The 15,921-nt window shown below is 63.2% G+C and carries 14 protein-coding genes; all 14 read left to right on the top strand.

The window, feature by feature from the left end; translation table 11 throughout:
• The 14 genes from waaC to RHM60_RS18920 all read left to right on the top strand — a co-directional run bounded on the left by waaC (position 1) and on the right by RHM60_RS18920 (position 15,906).
• On the top strand, positions 1-1,062 hold the full coding sequence (gene waaC / locus RHM60_RS18855; RefSeq protein WP_322212472.1) for a lipopolysaccharide heptosyltransferase I: 1,062 nt from the start codon (positions 1-3) through the stop codon (positions 1,060-1,062).
• On the top strand, positions 1,062-2,186 hold the full coding sequence (locus RHM60_RS18860) for a glycosyltransferase family 4 protein (protein WP_209987759.1): 1,125 nt from the start codon (positions 1,062-1,064) through the stop codon (positions 2,184-2,186). Before waaC ends, RHM60_RS18860 begins: the two co-directional genes overlap by 1 nt.
• Positions 2,183-2,989, top strand: a complete 807-nt coding sequence (rfaP, locus tag RHM60_RS18865; protein ID WP_322212474.1) for a lipopolysaccharide core heptose(I) kinase RfaP — start codon at positions 2,183-2,185, stop codon at positions 2,987-2,989. The genes RHM60_RS18860 and rfaP overlap by 4 nt, the downstream gene beginning before the upstream one ends.
• Positions 2,989-3,723 (top strand): lipopolysaccharide kinase InaA family protein, encoded by a 735-nt coding sequence (locus RHM60_RS18870; RefSeq protein WP_209987765.1) that lies wholly within the window; start codon positions 2,989-2,991, stop codon positions 3,721-3,723. The genes rfaP and RHM60_RS18870 overlap by 1 nt, the downstream gene beginning before the upstream one ends.
• Complete coding sequence (locus RHM60_RS18875) at positions 3,720-4,472, top strand: lipopolysaccharide kinase InaA family protein (RefSeq protein ID WP_231422361.1); 753 nt, start codon at positions 3,720-3,722, stop codon at positions 4,470-4,472. Before RHM60_RS18870 ends, RHM60_RS18875 begins: the two co-directional genes overlap by 4 nt.
• A complete protein-coding gene (locus tag RHM60_RS18880) occupies positions 4,472-5,917 on the top strand; it encodes a lipopolysaccharide kinase InaA family protein (RefSeq protein ID WP_209987773.1) in 1,446 nt (481 codons plus the stop codon). The genes RHM60_RS18875 and RHM60_RS18880 overlap by 1 nt, the downstream gene beginning before the upstream one ends.
• 589 nt (positions 5,918-6,506) lie before the next feature.
• The gene (locus tag RHM60_RS18885) at positions 6,507-7,484 is read left to right on the top strand and encodes a sugar ABC transporter substrate-binding protein (protein ID WP_209987775.1); all 978 of its coding nucleotides are present in this window, start codon (positions 6,507-6,509) and stop codon (positions 7,482-7,484) included.
• Positions 7,484-9,007, top strand: a complete 1,524-nt coding sequence (locus tag RHM60_RS18890; RefSeq protein ID WP_322212475.1) for a sugar ABC transporter ATP-binding protein — start codon at positions 7,484-7,486, stop codon at positions 9,005-9,007. The genes RHM60_RS18885 and RHM60_RS18890 overlap by 1 nt, the downstream gene beginning before the upstream one ends.
• Positions 9,000-9,950: an ABC transporter permease gene (locus RHM60_RS18895; protein WP_322212476.1), complete on the top strand. Its 951-nt coding sequence runs from the start codon at positions 9,000-9,002 to the stop codon at positions 9,948-9,950. The genes RHM60_RS18890 and RHM60_RS18895 overlap by 8 nt, the downstream gene beginning before the upstream one ends.
• Positions 9,947-10,873 (top strand): ABC transporter permease, encoded by a 927-nt coding sequence (locus RHM60_RS18900; RefSeq protein ID WP_209987786.1) that lies wholly within the window; start codon positions 9,947-9,949, stop codon positions 10,871-10,873. The genes RHM60_RS18895 and RHM60_RS18900 overlap by 4 nt, the downstream gene beginning before the upstream one ends.
• A 479-nt stretch (positions 10,874-11,352) precedes the next feature.
• Positions 11,353-11,682 (top strand): YceK/YidQ family lipoprotein, encoded by a 330-nt coding sequence (locus tag RHM60_RS18905; protein ID WP_322212478.1) that lies wholly within the window; start codon positions 11,353-11,355, stop codon positions 11,680-11,682.
• Positions 11,683-11,854: 172 nt separating this feature from the next.
• Positions 11,855-13,612 (top strand): carbamoyltransferase, encoded by a 1,758-nt coding sequence (locus tag RHM60_RS18910; protein WP_209987796.1) that lies wholly within the window; start codon positions 11,855-11,857, stop codon positions 13,610-13,612.
• Positions 13,613-14,509: an antimicrobial resistance protein Mig-14 gene (locus RHM60_RS18915; protein WP_209987799.1), complete on the top strand. Its 897-nt coding sequence runs from the start codon at positions 13,613-13,615 to the stop codon at positions 14,507-14,509.
• Entirely contained in the window at positions 14,506-15,906 is a 1,401-nt protein-coding gene (locus tag RHM60_RS18920) for a PIG-L deacetylase family protein (RefSeq protein WP_322212479.1), read from the top strand. Before RHM60_RS18915 ends, RHM60_RS18920 begins: the two co-directional genes overlap by 4 nt.
• Positions 15,907-15,921: the final 15 nt, after the last annotated feature.

The following is a 15,921-nucleotide window of genomic DNA, read 5'->3' on the forward strand; positions in this document are numbered from 1 at the left end:
TTGCGGGTACTGGTGATCAAGACCTCATCCCTGGGCGACGTGATCCATGCGTTGCCGGCACTCACCGATGCGGCGCGGGCCATCCCCGGCATCCGGTTCGATTGGGTGGTGGAAGAAGGCTTTGCCGAAATCCCCACCTGGCACCCGGCGGTCGACAAGGTGATTGCGGTGGCTATTCGCCGCTGGCGCAAGAATATTTGGCAAACCATCAAGAGTGGCGAGTGGCGGCGTTTCAAGCAGAGCATCCAGTCGACCAAATACGATCTGGTGATCGACGCCCAGGGCCTGCTCAAAAGCGCCTGGCTGACCCGCTACGTGCGTGCGCCCGTAGCCGGGTTCGACAAAAGCTCGGCCCGCGAACCCATGGCGGCGCGTTTCTATTCGCGGCGCCTGGCCGTGGCCCGTGGGCAGCATGCGGTGGAGCGGCTGCGCCAGCTGTTCGCCGTGGCCCTGGGCTATGACCTGCCCAAAGGCCTGGGCGATTACGGCCTGAGTGTGGAAAAACTGCTTGGCCTGCCGCCGGAAAAGCCCTTTGTGCTGCTGCTGCACGGCACCACCTGGGACACCAAGCACTGGCCCGAAGCCTATTGGCGCGAGCTGGCCGAGCGCATGGGGCGCCTCGGCGTCGACGTTAAGCTGCCGTGGGGCAATGCCGACGAAAAGGCCCGCGCCGAACGCCTGGCCCTAGGCTTGAGCAATGCCCAGGTGCTGCCCAAACTCAACCTGGCCGGCGTCGCCCGCGTATTGGCCGGCGCCCGCGCGTGCGTGGCGGTCGACACCGGCCTCGGTCACCTCGCCGCCGCGCTGGATGTGCCGACCATTTCCCTGTTCGGGCCCACCAACCCGGGCCTGACCGGTGCCTACGGCAAGGGCCAGATTCACCTGGCCAGCGACTGGCCGTGCGCGCCCTGCCTGCAAAAACACTGTACCTATCAACCGACGGCCGACGACCTGCGTCGGTTCGACCTCCAGCGCGAGTCGCCCCTGTGCTTCACGCGCCTGAACCCTGAGCGTGTGGCAAGCCGACTGAGCACGTTGTTACTGGCTGAGGAGCTGCACTGATGCAACTGGCATTTGTTCTGTACAAATATTTCCCTTTCGGTGGCCTGCAGCGCGACTTCATGCGCATCGCCCTGGAGTGCCAGCAGCGCGGCCATCGGATTCGGGTCTACACGCTGATCTGGGAGGGCGATATCCCGCCGGGCTTCGAAGTGCTGGTGGCGCCGGTCAAGGCGTTCCTCAACCATCGGCGCAATGAAAAGCTCAGCGCCTGGATGGAAGCCGACCTGGCCAAACGTCCGGTGGACCGCTTGATCGGCTTCAACAAGATGCCCGGCCTGGACGTGTACTACGCCGCCGACGGCTGCTTTGAAGACAAGGCGCAAAACCTGCGTCATTCGCTGTACCGCTATTTCGGGCGCTACAAGCACTTTGCCGACTATGAGCGCGCCGTGTTCGCCAGGGACGCCAGGACCGAAGTGCTGATGATCTCCGAAGTTCAGCAGCCACTGTTCATCAAGCACTACGACACCCCGCTTGAGCGTTTCCACCTGCTGCCGCCGGGCATTGCCCAGGACCGCCGGGCACCGCCGAACGCGGCCGAGATTCGCGAGGGGTTTCGCCGGGAATTCAACCTCGGCGATGACGACCTGCTGCTGGTGCAGATTGGTTCGGGCTTCAAGACCAAGGGTGTCGACCGCAGCCTCAAGGCTGTGGCCGCATTGCCCGCCGAACTGAAAAAACGCACGCGCCTGTTTGTAATCGGCCAGGACGACCCCAAAGTATTCCAATTGCAGAGCGCCACCCTGGGCCTGGGCGACAATGTGCAGTTTCTCAAGGGGCGCAGCGATATCCCGCGTTTCCTGCTGGGCGCCGACCTGTTGATCCACCCGGCGTACAACGAAAACACCGGTACCGTATTGCTCGAGGCACTGGTGGCCGGTCTGCCGGTGCTGGTGTCGGCGGTGTGTGGCTACGCCCATTACATTGCCGAGGCCGACAGCGGCCTGGTGCTCGATGAGCCGTTTGAACAAATCCAGCTCAACGCGTACCTGGCTCGCATGTTGACCGACTCTGCACAGCGCGCGGCCTGGGGCCGCAATGGGCTGGCCTACGCCGAGACGGCCGACCTCTACAGCATGCCGCAGCACGCGGCGGATGTGATTCTGGCGGAGCCAAAACCATGAAGTTGATGCTTGCCGAACCGTTCAAGACCCTCTGGGCCGGGCGCGATGCGTTCGCCGAAGTGGAGCGTCTGGAGGGCGAGGTGTACCGCGAACTCGAAGCTCGTCGCACGCTGCGCACCGAGGTCGCGGGGCGTGGTTATTTCGTGAAGATTCACCGGGGCATCGGCTGGGGCGAGATCGTCAAGAACCTTGTCACCGTCAAGCTGCCGGTGCTCGGCGCGGGCCAGGAGTGGCTGGCGATCCAGCGCCTGCAGGAAGTCGGCGTGCCAACCATGACCGCCATCGCCTACGGCGAGCGTGGCAGCAACCCTGCCGACCAGCACTCGTTCATCATCACCGAGGAACTGGCGCCGACCATCAGCCTTGAAGATTTCAGCATCGACTGGGTCAGGCAGCCGCCCGAGCCGCGTCTGAAGCGCGCACTGATCGCCGAAGTGGCGCGCATGACCGGCATGATGCATCGCGGCGGCGTCAACCATCGCGATTGCTACATCTGCCACTTCCTGCTGCACACCGACACGCCGGTGACCGCCGAGCATTTCAAGCTGTCGGTTATCGACCTGCACCGCGCGCAGACCCGCGCCAGAATCAGCCATCGCTGGCGCAACAAGGACCTGGCCGCGCTGTACTTCTCGGCGCTGGACATCGGCCTTACCCGCCGCGACAAATTGCGCTTCCTCAAGGGCTACTTCCAGCAGCCGCTGCGCCGCATCCTGGCCGAAGAAAGCGCCCTGCTGCAGTGGCTGCAGGGCAAGGCCGACAAGTTGTATGCCCGCAAGCAGCGCTACGGGGATGCGCTCTGATGGCGGGTTGGAACCTGGAACCTGCGTACGCCAACCTCGCGGAGGACTTCGGCAGCCTGGAGGCGGTGTTCGACTTGCAGGGCGAACGGCTGACCCGCGACCCGCTGTCGGAAGTGATCCGTGTGGAGCGCGGTGGGGTCAATTACTACGTCAAGCGCTACGTGGGTGCCGGTAAGGGCTTGCGTCGCTACCTGGGCAAGCCCCGGGTGAAGTCCGAGTGGCAGAACCTCAAGCGTTTCGCCAAGTGGGGCATTCCCACCGCCGACGTGGTTGCCTGGGGCCTGGAGCGTAACGGCCTGGCCTACGACCGTGGGGCGATGATCACCCGTGAGCTGCCCAGGACCGAAGACCTGTCGGCGCTGGCCGAGCACAAGGACGCGCGCCTCAAGGACCCCCGCTGGGTCAATGCGGTCAGCCGCCAGCTCGCCGAATACACGCGGACGATGCACGAGCACCGGTTTACCCATAACGATTTGAAGTGGCGCAACCTGCTGGTGGACGACCAGGCCACGCTGTACCTGATCGACTGCCCCAATGGTGATTTCTGGCGCGGCTTCTGGCTCAAGTACCGCATCACCAAGGACCTGGCATGCCTGGACAAAGTGGCCAAGTATCACCTGTCGGCCACCCAACGCCTGCGCTTTTACATGCAATATCGCCAACGCACGCACCTGACGGTGTCGGACAAACTGCGGATTCGCCACGTGGTGAAGTTTTTCGAGGGACGCGAATGAGTGACTTCCTGGCGGCCGAGGACCGCGCTCTGCTTGAGCGTAATGGCCTGGCCACTTTCGACGCCCTGTGGGCCAAGCAATTGGACGCGGTGGATGAGCCGAACACCAGCCGTGGCGGCTGGAGCAGCGTGTTTCGTCTGGAGCTCGACGGCCACGGTTACTACCTCAAGCGCCAGAGCAATTACCTGACGCGCACTCTGCACAGCCCGCTGGGCGAGCCGAGCTTTGCCCGCGAGTTTCGCAATATCAGCCGCTATCGAACGCTGGGCATTCCGGCACTGCAAGCGGCGTTTTTTGGTGAGCGCAAGGTCGCGGGCGAACGCCGTGCGATGCTGCTGACCCGCGCGCTGGACGGCTGGAACGACCTGGATTCGTTGCTGGAGCAATGGTCGTCACTGAGCGACGCCCAGCACCACGCGATCCTGCTGGCCTGCGGCCGGCTGGCGCGTCAGCTGCACAGCGTGGGCCAGGTACACGGCTGCTTTTACCCCAAGCATATTTTTTTGCAGGCGACCGGCGACGGCTACGCCGCGCAGTTGATCGACCTGGAGAAAACCCGGCCGTTGCTGTTCGGCTGGCGTGACCGGGTCAAGGATCTGGAACCGCTGTTGCGCCGCGCGCCGCAATGGTCGCAGGCCCAGGTGCGGCAACTGCTGGCGGCGTATCTCGAGCAGCCGCAGGACAGCGCGCTGGTCGACACCTGGTACCAGCGCCTCACTGCACGGCGCAGCCACAAGGAGAACCGCTGATGCGTTTGTCCGAACTCAAACAGGCCGGGCGCCGCCCAAGCCTGCCGCTGACCATCGAACTGGCGGATGCGGCCGGCACCGGCCAGTTGCAACTGCTGAGCCTGTTACGCGTGTTGCCGGGCGAGCGCTACGTGGGCGCGGCGGTCTGGCGCGGGCGCCCGGTGCTGGCCAAGTTGCTGGTGGGCAGCAAAGCCGCGCGGCACTTTCAGCGTGAGTTGAGCGGTGTGCGCCTGCTGGCCGAACAAGGGCTGACCACGCCGCTGCTGCTCGCCGATGGCTTGCAGGAAGGCGAGGGCGGCTGGCTGTTGTTCGAATTTATCGAGGGCGCCCAAAGCCTGGCCGACGCCTGGCGCGCGGTCGAAGGCTTGCCGCCGTTGGCCGACGAGCAGACGGCGGTGCTGGCCCAAGCCCTGGGCGCGATTGCGCAGATGCACGCCAAAGGCGTGTGGCAGCAAGACCTGCACTTGGACAACCTGCTGCGCCAGGGTGACACGTTGTACCTGATCGACGGTGCCGGTGTGCGGGTTGAAGAGGCGGGCAAGCCGCTGTCGCGCAACCGCGTGCTGGAGAATCTCGGGGTGTTTTTTGCCCAACTGCCGAAGAACCTCGAGCCGTTTACCGAAGAATTGCTGGTGTATTACCTGCTGAGCAACGGCGAGCACGCATTGCCGCTGCAGGCGCTGGAAAAACAGGTGCGCAAGGTCAGCGCCTGGCGCCTGAAGGACTTCCTCGGCAAAGTGGGCCGCGAGTGCACGCTGTTCAGCGTGCAACGCGGCGCCTTTGGCTTGCGCGCGATTCGTCGCGAAGAAGAAGCGGCAATGTTGCCCGTGTTGGAGCAGGCCGATGCACTGCTGGACGGGGGCCACCTGTACAAGACCGGCGGCGCGGCCAGCGTGGCCAGGGTCGAAGTGGCCGGCCGGCCGCTGGTGATCAAGCGCTACAACATCAAGGGCTTCGCCCATTGGCTCAAGCGCTTCTGGCGCCCGAGCCGCGCCTGGCATTCCTGGCGCGAGGGCAACCGCCTGGCATTCCTCGGCATCGCCACGCCCAAGCCGTTGGCGGTATTGGAAAAACGCTTTTTCTGGCTGCGCAGCCGAGCGTATCTTGTGACGGAGTACCTGCCAGGCCCGGACATCATCGAGCGCTTTGCGCCTTACGTGGAAAAGGGCGACGCCCCCGAAGCCGAGTTGCAGGCGCTGGACCAACTGTTTGCCGAACTGATCCGCGAGCGCATCAGCCATGGGGATTTCAAAGGCCACAACCTGTTCTGGGCCGGGGATCGGTGGTCGCTGATCGACCTGGATGCGATGTGCCAACACGCCTCCGATGCCAGCTTTGCGCCGGCGTTTGCCAGGGACCGCGCGCGGTTCATGCGCAACTGGCCGGCGGAAAGTGCCTTGCATCAACTGATTGATCAGCGCTTACCCACTCGCACGGTCGCATGAGATCCAGGGTGAGAGGTGGCTTGCTCCCGATGAGGATGTGTCAGTCGGTACCTGAGTTGACTGCCCGCCGCTATCGGGAGCGAGGCCCCTTTTTATTAAGCACAAAGACAACGTGTAATTTAAAGCCTGAAGTTCCAGGCAAGCACATTCCTGTGGCGAACGGGCTTGCCCTAATGCCGTTCAGTTAAGCGCAGATTCCCTGTGGCGAGCAGGCTTGTCCTGCGTTGGGCTGCGCAGCAGCCCCAAAGCCAGGCGCTGAGCCGTATCAGGTACACCGCGTTTTGCTCGATTGGGGGCGCTTCGCACCCCAACGCGGGACCAGCCCGCTCGCCACAGAGGCTGCGGTTTGCTGCGCGGCAGCACCAAGTCGAAGATTTGTCGCAGGCTCCTTGACTGGAATGATTCATGTCAGATGGATCCATGTATATGTTGCCTGGGCAACAGCAATGGGGCAGTTGGTGTTGCGCAAGAACAGTCGGCGTTTGCTTTTTTCCTTTATTTCATTGATTTAAATAGATAAAAATCCTGGCACGCACTCTGCAATGCCAATCGGTGAACCCATTCACCGGTCGCCTCAGCGGAGCCCTGTATGCCCACCAGCCTTTCCTCGCTTTCCCGTTTGATCTGCCTTGGCGCTGCGCTGTTGCTGGGCCAGGTGTGCACGGCTCACGCCGATGATGAGGTGCCGTCGCTTGCCGGCAAGCGCATCGCCGTGAGCATGACCGGCACCAGTCATTATTTCGATATCAAGGCATTCCAGGCACAGGTCGATGAGATCAAGCGCCTGGGCGGTACGCCGATCACCCTGGACGCCGGGCGCAATGACAGGAACCTGGTGACCCAGCTGCAAACCGTGGTCACCCAGAAGCCCGATGCGGTGATCCAGACCCTGGGCACCCTCAGCGTGATCGACCCCTGGCTCAAGCGCATCAGCAAGGCCGGCATCCCGCTGTTCACCATTGATGCGCCGTCGCAGTACAGCCTCAACAACACCACCTCCGATAACGTCGCCACCGGCAAAGCCCTGGCCGATCAGTTGATCAAGGACGCCGGCGGCAAGGGCAAAATTCTGGTGTTCAACGGCTTCTACGGCGTGCCGGTGTGCGCGATTCGTTATGACCAGTTGAAGCTGGCACTCAAGGATTATCCACAGCTGGAAATCATCCAGCCCGAGTTGCGCGATGTGATTCCCAACACCGTGCAGGACGCCTATTCCCAAGTGTCTGCGCTGCTCAACAAATACCCCAAGGGCAGCCTCTCGGCGATCTGGTCGGCGTGGGATATTCCGCAGCTGGGCGCCAGCAAGGCATTGATCGACGCCGGGCGCACCGAGATCAAGACCTACGGCGTCGACGGGACGCCGGAAGTGCTGGCGCTGCTCGGCCAGGACCATTCGCCAGTGGGCGCGGTGGTGGCGCAGCAGCCGGCGCTGATCGGCAAGACCGCCGTGCAGAACGTGGCGCGCTACCTCGCCGGGCAGCGTGACTTGCCCAGGGAAACCCATGTGGCGACGCTGCTGACCACCGCCGCAAACCTGCCGCAGGTCCAACAGTTGCGAGGTGACTGATGCCGGCCCTACACCTGCAGCAGATGCACAAACGCTTTGGCGCCACCCTGGCGCTGGATGGCGCGAGCCTCAAGGTCGAGCGCGGTACGGTCCACGGGCTGGTAGGCGAGAACGGCGCGGGCAAGTCGACCCTGATCAAGATCCTGGCCGGTATCCACACCGCCGACGCAGGGCAGGTGAGCATCGACGGGCAGTCGTACGACAGGCTGTCACCGCGTCAGGTGGACGCGCTGGGCGTGCAGTTCATCCATCAGGAGCGGCTCTTGCCGGCCAGTTTCACTGTGGGCGAGGCGCTGTTTTTCGGGCATGAGCTGCGCCGTGGGCCGTTTGTGGATCGGCGCCGCCAGCACCGAGAGGCGCAGCGTTTGCTGGCGGACTATTTCGACCTGCAATTGCCGGCTGGCGCCTTGGTGAGCGAGCTGAACAGCGCCGAGCGTCAGGTGTTGCAGATCACCCGTGCGCTGATTCGCCAGCCGAAGATTCTGGTGTTCGACGAGCCCAGCGTGGCGCTGGTCAAGCGCGAGGTCGACCAACTGTTGCACATCGTCAGGCGTTTACGCGATCAGGGGCTGTCGATTCTGTACATCTCCCATTACCTGCAGGAAATCGACAGCCTGTGCGATGAGGTCACGGTGCTGCGCAATGGGCGCGATGTGGCGGTGGTCGAGCCTCGGCATACCTCGAGTGCCGAGATCGCGCGGCTGATGGTCAATCGGGAGGTGCAGGAGATGTACCCCAAAACCCGTGTGGCAGTGGGCGAGCCGTTGCTGCAGGTGAAGTCGCTGAGCCTGGCGCGGCGTTATCGTCACATCGACCTGCAGGTGCGGCGCGGAGAAATCGTCGGCCTCACCGGGTTGGTAGGGTCCGGGGCCAAGGAATTGTTCAAGACGCTGTTTGGCATCGAGCAGGCCGACAGCGGCAGTATTCATCTGCAAGGTCGCCTGCTGCGCCTGCGTTCACCGGGCCAGGCGATTGCCGCCGGGATCGCGCTGGTGCCGGAAGAGCGGCGCAGCCAGGGCATTGCGCCGGTATTGTCGGTGCTGGAAAACCTGACGCTGGCCGGGCTGGGCAGGTTCAGTCGCTGGGGCCTGTTGAGCCGCGCCAGGGAGCAGGCGGAAACGGCGCGGCTGATCGATGAGCTGGCGATCAAGGCGCCGGGGCCTCACGCGGCGGTCAGCCAGCTCAGTGGGGGCAACCAGCAGAAGGTTGCACTGGGCAAATGGCTGAGCCGCCGCTCGGCCGTGTACCTGCTCGACGAGCCGTGCGTGGGGGTGGACGTGGGCGCCAAGGTCGAGATCTATCGCTTGATCGGGCGCCTGGTGCAGGAGGGCGCGGCGGTGCTGGTGCTGTCATCGGATTTACCCGAACTGCTGGGCATCAGCGACCGCATTCTGGTACTGCATCGCGGTGAAATCGCCGGTGAGTTTCGTGCCGGCGAGGCCGATAGCGATCGGTTGCTGGCGTGTGCCACCGGGGCGGTGCCCGCCGCAGCGTTGCGGACGCGGGAGGTGGAGCATGCTTGAGGCGCTGCTGCGACGCGGTTCGGTCGGCGTGTTCCTGGCGATCCTGCTGGGGTTTGCCGTGGCCGCGCCGAATTTTCTCTCGGTGGGCAATCTGGCCAATGTGTTCAGTCAGTCGGCGATCCTCGGCGTGCTGGCGTTCGGGCTGACCTGCGTGATCATCGGCGGCGGCTCGAATGTGCTCGCCGGTGGGCTGGACCTGTCATTGGCGGCCAACCTGGGGCTGTGTGCGGCGGTGTTCAGCCGCCTCAACAACGCCGGGCTGGAGCTTTTGCTGACGGTGTCGCTGACCCTGGCGTGCGGCGTTGTGGTCGGCCTGGTCAATGGCCTGGCGGTGGTGCTATTGCGCCTGCCGCCGCTGCTGGCGACCCTGGCGAGCATGAATGTGCTGGCCGGACTCGAGCTGGTGCTGACCGAAAATACCGTGGTGTCTACCGACTCGCCGCTGCTGGACCTGCTCAGCGGCGGCGCCTGGCTGGGGGTGCCGGCGCTGGCCTGGGTATTGCTGGTGACAGCGGGGCTGCTGACCTTGCTGATCCAGCACTCGCCCTACGGGCTGCGTTTGCATGCAGTGGGCGAATACCCGCAGGCCGCCGAGGCCGCGGGGCTGCGCAATGCGCGCTATATGTTGTCGAGTTATCTGCTGGCGGGGCTGTGCGCCGCTGTTGCTGCGTTGTGTTCGGCGGCGTTTTTCAGCGGCAGCACCACCGGGTCCGGCGACATGCTGCTGTCGGTGGTGGCGATTGCGTTTCTGGGCGTGGTGTTTTCGCGGCGGCTGGTGGCAAGTATCCCCGGCACGCTGTTCGCGGCGTTGTTGATCGGCTTTCTGATCAATGGTTTTCAACTGCTCAACGTATCGAGTTTCTGGGTCAACGGCGTGCAGGGAGTGTTGATCCTGCTGGTGGTGGCCGCGTCCAGCGCGTTGAGTCGAGGGAGCCGTCCATGAAGTTGCGTGCCTTGTTGCCATTGACCTTGCCGCTGGTGTTCGTGGTGATTGTGCTGGTGTTTGCCGTGCAGGCGCCGGGGTTCCTCAGCGCCGGCAACCTCAAAAGCCTGGTGCTGAACAATTTTGTGCTGCTGGCGATTGTGTCCATCGGCATGACCTACGCAGTGGCGGCGGGCGGCATCGACCTGTCGGTGGGAACGGCGCTGGACTTCGCCAGTTTCAGCTGTGTGGTGCTGCTCAACGGCGGGCATGGCTGGGCCGTGGCGACTGCGGGCGCATTGGCCGCGGCATTACTGGTGGGGCTGGTGAATGCTGTGCTGATTGGCGGGCTGCGCATCAGCCCGTTCCTGGCCACCCTCGGCACCTTGTTTATCGGCACCAGTGCGCAGCAACTGCTCTCGGACGGAGGGCAGCCGATCTACATAGCCCAGGGATTGAAACCGGGGGTGGCGGGACTCACGCCGTTGCTGATCGTGCTGGGATTGGCGTTGTTTTACGGTCTTTTACTGGCGCGAGGGCGCCTGGGGCGGGAATTGCTGGCGCAGGGCTCGCAGCCGTTGCTGGCGTATTACTCGGGGTTGTCGGTGCGACGGATCGTGACCGTGGTGGCGCTGGCTACGGCCTTGGCGTGCGGGGTAGCCGGGGTGTTACTCGCGGCGACGGTGAGCGCGTATGTGCCGTTGTCGGGGAATGCGTTTTTGCTGAATGCGATTGGGGCGGTGTTTATGGGCACGACGTTGAGTCGACAGGGCCGGGCGAATGTGTGTGGGACGTTGCTGGGGGTGCTGTTTATCAACGTGATTGCCAATGGGTTGTTGTTGATTGGCTGGAATTTTTATTGGCAGCAGGTGGCGACGGGGGTGTTGATTTTTGTGGTGTTGACGTTCAGTTTTGCCAGCCGGCGGCTGGTCGAGCGAGCCTGATGCCCACATTTTGGTCCCCATTTGTTTGATGGGTATCACACTGCTTTTGCTTTGCTTTTGATCTGCTTTGTTTTTGATCTTGATCTCAGGCGCCCCGTTAACCACGCTGGCCGCACGCAGGCTTGAATCCGTGGGTAACCCGGCAGGACGCCGGGTTAGCTGCACTGGGCCAGGGATGGCCCATTGCGGCGGCCCACGGATTCAAGCCTGCGTGCGGGCACACCGAGCCTAGGCGAGGTGCCGAGTGGTGGGGCAAGAGCGTTTTGCTTACTTTTGCGCTTTTCAAAAGTGAGCCGCTGTAAGAGCGGAACCCCAAGCAGCCGTTACCGAAGCAATGGATATGTACACAACCAAACAAGCCCAGCACCGCATCGGCATCGGCATCGGCATCGGAAAATTCCCACGCTTGCATGCCCTTATTCCGTCTATATCGCACAGGGCCGTAATGCTAGCGTGCGTGACCTACCGGAGGTCACCGAATGAACACTGCACTCAAAATTCTGTTGGCGGCATCAGCACTGAGCCTGTTCGGCTGCGGCACCGTCAACACAGTCATGCGCGAAGACCATGTCGCCGTGCAGGCGCTCAAAAAGCAGAAAACCTACTGCCAGTCCATCACCCGCGTCTACAGCGGGGTCGCCTATGACCTGTGTCAACTGCACGCTCCCCCCTCGACCACCACCGGTGTGTGGGTGAATTTCGTGCCGCTGATTTTCATCGATGTAGTGGCCTCCGGCGTGTTGGATACCCTCGTCCTGCCCTACACGGTCTACCGGCAAAGCACCGACGGCAGCATCGAACTCAGGTAGGCCCCAGTGATGGGCTCTACACCGCCCGCTTTTGCCTTGCCGCTTGCCGCTAACAGCTCCCCCCTGCTTTTAAGCTATAATCCCGCCCTTTAGCTGTTTCCTGCCCAGGCAGGAGGCACACTTTTTTCAGGCGCAACCCGCCTGCATGCAGACTAAAAGAGGCTAGACCCCTGTGGCATTGACGATTCTTGGCCTGTCCGGCGCCCTTAGCCATGATCCTTCCGCAGCCCTGTATATCGACGGCAAGCTGATCGCGGCCGCCGAAGAAGAGCGCTTCGTACGCGACAAACATGCAAAGAACCGCATGCCCTACGAGTCGGCGAAGTTCTGCCTGGAACAGGCTGGCATCAAGCCTTGCGACGTTGATGTGGTGGCGATTCCGTTCGCGCCGATCAGCCTGTTCGGCGAGGCGCGCTGGCACTACGCCAAGCGTTACTGGTACGCCCCGGACCGCGCCCTCGACGCGATCCTGATGGGCAACCGTCGCTACAAGCGTTATCGCAACAAGATCGTCTGGTGCCTGGAGCAACTGGGCTTCGATCCGAAGAAAATCAGGATCGAACCGGTTGAACACCACCTGGCCCACGCCTCCAGCGCCTACCACTGCTCGGGCTTCCAGGAAAAAACCGCAATCCTCGGCATCGACGGCAAGGGCGAGTACGCCACTACGTTCTTCGGCTATGGCGAGAACGGCAAGATCCACAAGATCAAGGAATTCTACGACCCTGACTCCCTCGGCGGCCTGTATGGCGCGATCACCGAGTTCCTCGGTTTCGAGATGCTCGACGGCGAGTTCAAGGTCATGGGCATGGCGCCATACGGCGATGCCAGCAAGTACGATTTCTCGCGCCTGGCCTCCTTTGAAAACGGCGAGCTGGTGATCAACACCGACTACGCCAACGTCATCGGCCTGCGCCGTTATAAAGAGAAGGGCAAGGGCTTCTACTTCTCGCCGAAACTGATCGAGTGGCTGGGCCCCAAGCGCGAAGGCGACATCGCCGACGAGCCGTACATCCACTACGCCGCCAGCATGCAGGCGTTGTTCGAGAAGCTGGCCTTGCAGATGATCGACCATTACCTGGGCGACATCCTCAAGGACACTGGCAAGCTGGCCTTCGCGGGCGGTTGCGCGCTGAACGTCAAGCTGAACCAGAAGATCATCGCCCGTGACGACGTGAAAGAGCTGTTCGTACAGCCGGCCTCCGGTGATGCCGGCACTGCCGTTGGCGCTGCTGCTTACGTGTCCCACGCCCGTGGCGTGCCGGTGGAGAAGATGGAACACGTCTACCTCGGCCCGTCCTACAGCAACGAAGACGTGATCGCTGCCTGCGCCAAACACGAGAGCAAGCCGGTATGGCGCAAGATCGAAAACATGCCCAAGCGCATCGCCAAGATCATGGTCGACGGCAACCCGGTGGCCTGGTTCCAGGGCCGTATGGAGTTTGGCCCGCGTGCGTTGGGCGGTCGTTCGATCATCGGTTGCCCAAGTGCAACCGGCGTGGCCGACCGCATCAACCACCAGATCAAGTTCCGCGAGCGCTGGAGGCCTTTCTGCCCGTCGATGCTCGACACCGTGGCCCCGCAGATGATCAAGGTCGACCACCCGGCGCCGTTCATGACCTTCACCTTTGAAGTGTCGGAAGAATGGAAAACCCGCGTACCGGAAGTGGTGCACGAAGACGGCACCTCCCGCGCCCAGGTGCTCAAGCGCGAGTACAACCCGCGCTACTACGACATGATGAAAGAGCTCGAAGTGCTGACGGGCAATGGCGTGTCCCTGAACACCTCGCTCAACCGCCGTGGCGAAGCGATGATCTGCTCGCCCAAGGACGCGCTGGACATGTTCTTCGGCTCCGACCTGCAGTACCTGATCATGGAAGACATCCTCGTGGTCAAGGACGGTGTGGACCCTTATGACGCCGTGGTCTAAATGCTGAACCGCTTCCAGGGTTGGCGTGAGCGAGGCTGGGTGCCTGTCGAGGCCGAGGCTTACGCTCAAGCCTGGCAGCGATTTGGTGGCAGCGTGGCGACCCATCCTCGGGTCGTCGAGCGTTTGGCCGGCCTGGCGCAGATTCCGGTGCGTTACCTGGGCTGGGAGCAAGACGGCGAACTCAAGGGCGCAATTGCCACCTGGGGGCGCGACCTGGCGCTGTCCAAGGACGTGCTCAAGCGCCACGGCAAGAAGGGCCTGTTTGACCTCGGTAATGCCGAGATCATCCTGCCGATTGCCGCCGATGCGCAGTTGCCGGTGCGCCATCGCGGGCGCTACCTGTCGGCCTTGAACGAAGGGCGCGTGAGTACCCTCAAGCCCCAGGCCGAGCAACTGGCCATGGCGCGCACCCCGGAAGACCTGTCAAAGAAGTTTCGCTACAACCAGCGCCGCGAACTGCGCCTGCTGGAAGAGGCGGGCGGCGTGGTGCGGGCGGTGAGTGAGTTTTCCAGTGCGGAGCTGGCGGCGATTTATCGCGACCTGTTCCAGCGTCGCTGGGGCTTTGCCGCCACCGGCGCCGAACGCCTGGCCGAAGTGCTGGCATTGCTCCAGGAGTTTCTGGTGGGTTCGGTGCTGTTTCTCAACGATGCGCCAATTGCCGTGCAGTTGGTGTATCGCGTCGAGGCGCCCGAATGGGTCAGCATCGAATACGTCAACGGCGGCGTCGACCCCGAAACCCGTGCGTTCAGCCCCGGCAGCGTGTTGAGCTTTCTCAACACCCAAAGTGCCTGGGAGCAGGCTCGCACGCTCAACAAGCCACTGCGTTTCTCTTTTGGGCGCGCCGACCGCGAATATAAAGAGCGCTGGTGCAACCCGGTGCCGGTGTTCAGCCTATGAGCCGCAAACAGCAACTGCTCAAGCGCCATCGGCGCAACAAACGCATCGCCTTGCTGGTGGGCTTGTTGCTGTTGATCGCGGTGGGTGTGCTGGTGGCCTGGTGGCTGCCGTTGATCCTCGCAGTGCTGCTGTGGGTGGCCCACGAAGCCTGGTTTGCCGACCATCTGTTCTACTCGCCCAAGGATGACTACCAGTACCGCTTTGCCCCGCACAGCCGTCACGGCGACCTGCGCCTGGAGGCTGGGCGTTTGCTCTCGGACACACCGCTGGAACTTGCGGGTGATGAAACCCTGATCGTCCAGGTGCAGCTTGAAAGCAGCTGGCTCGGACGTTTCCTGGACCCTGCGGTTGAGCTGGCGGGTGATCGCCAGGCCTTCGAGCGCGGTGTTGCTGGCACGCGTTACCTCAACCTCACCGGTGCAGCGGCGGCCCTGGCTGCGGGTGAGGTTCGCGTGCGTGGGCGATTCTGTCGCATTGTCGGTCAGCCGACGCTTTGGGTGTTCCGCCAGCCGGACCCGGCGCGCCAGCGCGTGATGGTGATCGCGCCCCATGCCGACGATGCCGAGCTGGCTGCGTTTGGCCTGTATGCCCAGGCGGATGAAAGCTGGATCGTGACCCTCACCGCCGGTGAGATCGAAGCCGAACATTATCAACAGATGGGCCTGCCGCAGGCCGATGCTGCGCGTCTGAAAGGGCGCCTGCGCGCCTGGGACAGCATTGCCGTGCCGCGCTGGGCCGGGGTGCCCGAGGCGCAGTGCGTGCAACTGGGCTACTTCTGCCTGCAACTGCCGGCCATGCAGGCCGCGCCGGATCAGCCCCAGGCTTCGCGCGAGGCGCAATGCGCCGATACGCGGCTGTTTCGCCAGTTCAACAGGCTTGCGTTGCCCAGCGATGCGGACGGTTTGCCGACCTGGCACAACCTGCTCGCCGACCTGCGCGCGCTGTTGCTCAAGGCACGTCCCGAGGTGATCGTGTTGCCGACGCCGCTGCTCGATCCACACCCGGATCACATCTGCGCCTACAACGCCGTCATCGAGGCTTTGCAGGGCCTTGAGTGGCAGCCGAGCACATTGCTGGGCTACGCCAACCATTTGCACGATAACGACCGCTGGCCCATGGGCGATTCGGGCGCCGGTGTGGCGTTGCCGCCGCAGTTCGATGCCGACCGGGTGCTGCAGCCGTATTGCCGCGTGCTCAGCCACAGCCAGCAAGTGGACAAGGCCATGGCGCTGGGCATGATGCATGACCTGCAACCGCGCGCGCCGTTCAAGCGCCGCGTCCGACGCCTGTTGCAACAACTGCTGGCGGATCGTGGTCCATCGCCCTACGGCGAGAACGAGTTTTTCCGCAAGGCCGTGCGCCGTCACGAACTGCTTTGGGTGCTGAAGCAGGACTGAAATTGACTTTATCGT

Origin of the sequence: Pseudomonas sp. MH9.3 (genome assembly GCF_034354675.1) — a bacterium.
In the GTDB taxonomy this organism is placed as follows: Bacteria; Pseudomonadota; Gammaproteobacteria; order Pseudomonadales; family Pseudomonadaceae; genus Aquipseudomonas.

Bases quoted from the DNA above. Each gene is read 5' to 3' on its own strand.
- RHM60_RS18860 (WP_209987759.1), top strand. From the start codon at position 1,062: ATGCAACTGGCATTTGTTCTGTACAAATATTTCCCTTTCGGTGGCCTG.
- rfaP (WP_322212474.1), top strand. From the start codon at position 2,183: ATGAAGTTGATGCTTGCCGAACCGTTCAAGACCCTCTGGGCCGGGCGC.
- RHM60_RS18870 (WP_209987765.1), top strand. From the start codon at position 2,989: ATGGCGGGTTGGAACCTGGAACCTGCGTACGCCAACCTCGCGGAGGAC.
- RHM60_RS18875 (WP_231422361.1), top strand. From the start codon at position 3,720: ATGAGTGACTTCCTGGCGGCCGAGGACCGCGCTCTGCTTGAGCGTAAT.
- RHM60_RS18880 (WP_209987773.1), top strand. From the start codon at position 4,472: ATGCGTTTGTCCGAACTCAAACAGGCCGGGCGCCGCCCAAGCCTGCCG.
- RHM60_RS18885 (WP_209987775.1), top strand. From the start codon at position 6,507: ATGCCCACCAGCCTTTCCTCGCTTTCCCGTTTGATCTGCCTTGGCGCT.
- RHM60_RS18890 (WP_322212475.1), top strand. From the start codon at position 7,484: ATGCCGGCCCTACACCTGCAGCAGATGCACAAACGCTTTGGCGCCACC.
- RHM60_RS18895 (WP_322212476.1), top strand. From the start codon at position 9,000: ATGCTTGAGGCGCTGCTGCGACGCGGTTCGGTCGGCGTGTTCCTGGCG.
- RHM60_RS18900 (WP_209987786.1), top strand. From the start codon at position 9,947: ATGAAGTTGCGTGCCTTGTTGCCATTGACCTTGCCGCTGGTGTTCGTG.
- RHM60_RS18905 (WP_322212478.1), top strand. From the start codon at position 11,353: ATGAACACTGCACTCAAAATTCTGTTGGCGGCATCAGCACTGAGCCTG.
- RHM60_RS18915 (WP_209987799.1), top strand. From the start codon at position 13,613: ATGCTGAACCGCTTCCAGGGTTGGCGTGAGCGAGGCTGGGTGCCTGTC.
- RHM60_RS18920 (WP_322212479.1), top strand. From the start codon at position 14,506: ATGAGCCGCAAACAGCAACTGCTCAAGCGCCATCGGCGCAACAAACGC.